Source organism: Chitinophaga sp., from assembly GCF_035538455.1.
GTDB lineage: Bacteria > Bacteroidota > Bacteroidia > Chitinophagales > Chitinophagaceae > Chitinophaga.
Map to the genome: position 1 here is coordinate 1 of NZ_DATLKJ010000064.1, position 3,890 is coordinate 3,890.

1 protein-coding gene is annotated in these 3,890 nt (G+C 50.0%); it reads right to left on the reverse strand.

Annotation, left to right across the window (positions count from 1 at the left end):
- Positions 1-3,890 (reverse strand): condensation domain-containing protein (locus VM802_RS07645; protein ID WP_325529234.1); only part of this gene is annotated, 3,890 nt, incomplete at both ends.

The window sequence follows — 3,890 nt, forward strand, 5'->3', positions numbered from 1 at the left end:
TCTTCCAACATAAACCGGATACGGTCTTCCGGATAAGCCGGATCAATGGGCACATAAGCGCCGCCTGCTTTCATGATACCAAGTATCGCCACCGCCATTTCATGCGAACGCTCCAGGCATACCGGCACCGGCAAATCGACCGCAACGCCTCTGCCGCGCAGATAGTGAGCCAGTTGGTTGGCTCGTTCATCCAGCTGTTGATAAGTATAAACATGTTCTTCAAAAACGATAGCCGGAACAGCAGGTGTGCGTTGCACCTGAACTTCAAACAGACTCACAAACGTTTCTTTATCCGGATATGATTTGATATTGCTGTTGAATGTCTTCAGCAACAATGTTTGTTCTTTACTGTCCAACAGTTCCACCTCTGCCAGCATGCCATTTTCATGCTCCAGGAATTGTTGCAACACCTGTTCAAAATGAGCGGCAATGGCAGTAACATATATGTCTTCCAGCAGGCTACTGTTATAGCTGAAATTAATACCCATCACTTCTCCCGCGTCAATGATAAGGCTAAGGGGGTAGTTGGTCTGTTCACGCAAGCCTGCATTTCGCAGTTGTAGCTGATCTGAGTCTCCTGACAACACTTTGCTGGAAGGGTAATTTTCAAATACGAGCAGGCTGTCGAACAGGTCGCCATCTACCGGCGCCCAGCGACGGGCCGCATTCAAAGGTGTATGCTGGTATTCCCTGCTTTGCAATTGGTTCATCTGTAACTCCTGCAGCCATTGAACAATGCCTGCTGAAGTATCAATAGAAGTATATAAGGGTAGGGTATTGATATACATGCCTACGGCCCGTTCCACACCTGGCAGATATTCCGGACGACCGGACACCGTTACGCCATAAACAATATCAGTACGACCGGTATAGCGATATAACAGGTACGCCCACACGCCCTGCATCAACGTGTTCACCGTAATGCGGTGCCGTTGGGTGAAACGAAACAGCTGTCCTGCTTCTGCCTGCCCAAATCTCAGCTGACATACACGATATTCACCGAAACCTTTGGTACGGTCTGCCGTCGGGCTGATGAACGGCAGCAGGCAACCTTCGCTCAGTCCTTTCAGATAACCGCGCCAGTACAGTTCTTCTTCCTCCTTCTCGCGGCGTTCTGTATAACGGATGTAATCTTCAAACTTATCTTCCGGTATCTCCGGTAATGGATTGCCGGCAATCAATGCCTCGTATGTCAATAATAATTTTTCAAGCAATATGGGAATGGACCATCCATCCAGCAGCATATGATGGAAGCTCCAGAGCAGCCGGTAGCGGTTATCCGCCAGGCGCGTCAGTGTGATATTCATTAACGGAGCCGTTGTGAAATCAAAGCCTTTCTGTCTTTCACCGGCTTCATACGCTTCAATGGCTTCCCGTTGAGCAGCCTCATTCATCCCGCGATAATCGAACATAATAATGGGGAGGGCTACATGATTATATACGCACTGTACCGGGACAGAGAACACATCATAATAGAATCCGCTCCTCAGGATACTATGCCGCTGCACCATGTATTCCCAGCTTTGCAGAAAAGCCGTTACGTTCAGGTTTGTCAGTTCTCCCGAAAACTGTTCTATATAAGCGCTGGCCTCTCCATCGTATATGCTGTGAAACAGCATACCCTCCTGAAGGCCGCTTAGTCCGTAAATACTTTCCACAGAGGCGCGGCGTGGCACACCGTTAAAGTCTTCATCCAGGAAACGATCCAGCTCGCGCACGGATACAATGCCACCAAGATTGTAATCGGAAGGCGTATGCACAGCATACTGCCGGCCGGCGCAGTGATTAACTAACGTTTCCAGGCGCGACAAATATAAAGCGGCTAGCTCTGCTATTCCTGTATGCGTGAAATGTTTGCTGCTGTATGTCCAGGTCATTACCAGGGAACCACCCCGTACAATACAGGTAACAGACAGCTTCTCCCTCAACGGAAATGCTTCGTGAATAGCAGCACCGGTATCTCCAATCCTGCCATCCTGTGCTGCATCTGCGCCGGTTGTGTTATCTGTCTGACCAAGATAGTTAAAGACAATATCCCAGGGATGAGCCGTTTGCAAAGAAGGAGCTTTGCCAATATATTTCAGTACGCCATAACCAATACCTTTATCAGGAACCTGACGCAGCTGTTCTTTGACAGATTTTAACTGAAAACCTGTATCCTCCTGACGATCTACCTGCAGCAATACAGGGAATATACTCGTGAACCAGCCAACCGTACGGCTTACATCAATATCTTTCTGAATATCCTCACGGCCATGTCCTTCGAGACCAATCAATACTTTTCCGCTATCATCCCCATTCCAGGATGATAATGCTAGTGCGAGCGCACACAACAGCAGATCATTGATCTCTGTCTGATAAGCGCGGGGGGCTTCCTGCAACAGGCGCCGGGTGGTAGCACGATCAAGGCTTACAACGTGATCTAAAGTGTCTGCTACGGTAATAATGCCTTCTTCATTCGTTTCAGTTCTGACTGGAACCTGTTGCGCAATTATTTTCTCCCAGTACCCCAGCTGGTCAAGTAGACGGCGACGCTGGCTATAATTGTCCAAAGCAACGGCCCACTGCCGGTAAGAGCTGGTTTTTGTGCCCAGCACTATAGTCGCCGGCTGATGGGGATTCTGTAACAGCAGTTGTAGGTCTTCCAGCAGAATACGCCAGGATACACCATCTACGACCAGATGGTGACATACGAAAAACAAGCGATGATCCGCAACATTTTCCGGCGTTAAAAATAATATGGCGTGGAACAGCTTACCCTGTGTGATGTCCAGGCTACGTTGTGCCTCGTCACAGGCGGCTTCTATGATGACTGCCAGCTCGCTGCTGGCAATATGCCGCAGATCTGTTATTTGCAGTTCGACAGCAGCAGCGCCGTAAGTTTGTTCCCAACCGCGGGCGCCCGGTGTATATACGAAACGGAGCGCATCATGATACTGTACCAGCTGTGATATCGCTGATGCTAATGCAGCCGTATCGGTATGCCTTTCAATATTCAATATCACCTGCTGATTGAAGTGGGAAGGCTGTGGTCCCGGCGCTTCAAAAAACCATTGCTGTACTGGCAGCAACGCTGCAGCTCCTGTGAGCAGCCCCTGTTCTGCTGAAATGGCATCGCTTTTCCGGGCCATGAGCAATGCAGCCAGTTTGTCTATTGTCTGGTATATAAACAGGTCTTTAGGCTGAAGCTCATAGCCAGCGCGTTTTGCGCGGCTTACAACCTGTATGGTGATAATAGAATCTCCACCCAGTTCAAAGAAATTATCGTATATCCCTACCCGTGTTATTCCCAGCAGATCTTGCCAGATGGTTGCCAGCGCCTGTTCTGCAGGGTTGCGCGGCGCCACATAATCAGCAGTGGCAGCCATGCTGATGTCAGGCTCCGGCAGCGCCTTCCGGTTTGCTTTTCCATTGGCGGTAAGCGGGAGTTCTGTCAACGGCACCCAAACTGTCGGCACCATGTATTCCGGCAATCTCGTTTTGAGAAATGATACAATGCCTTCCCTGTCAAAATCTCCGGCTGGCACTACATAGCCTATCAACCGCCTGTTCCCCTGAACATCCGGCTTAACCAGTACCACGGCCTGTTTCACAAGATCGCTCTGTTGTAATACATTTTCTATCTCGCCCAGCTCTATGCGGTAACCGCGTATCTTTACCTGGTCGTCTGCACGGCCAAGGTATTCAATATTACCGTCCGGTAACCAGCGGCCAAGATCTCCTGTCTTGTATATCTTTTCGCCTGCAATGAAAGGATGCGGTATAAACCGCTCTGCCGTCAGCTCCGGCCTGTTCAGGTAACCGAGCGACAGGCCCGCACCGCCAAGGTAAATCTCCCCCGGCACGCCTACTGGCGCCAGACGCAACTGCACATCCAGCACATAGGCTGC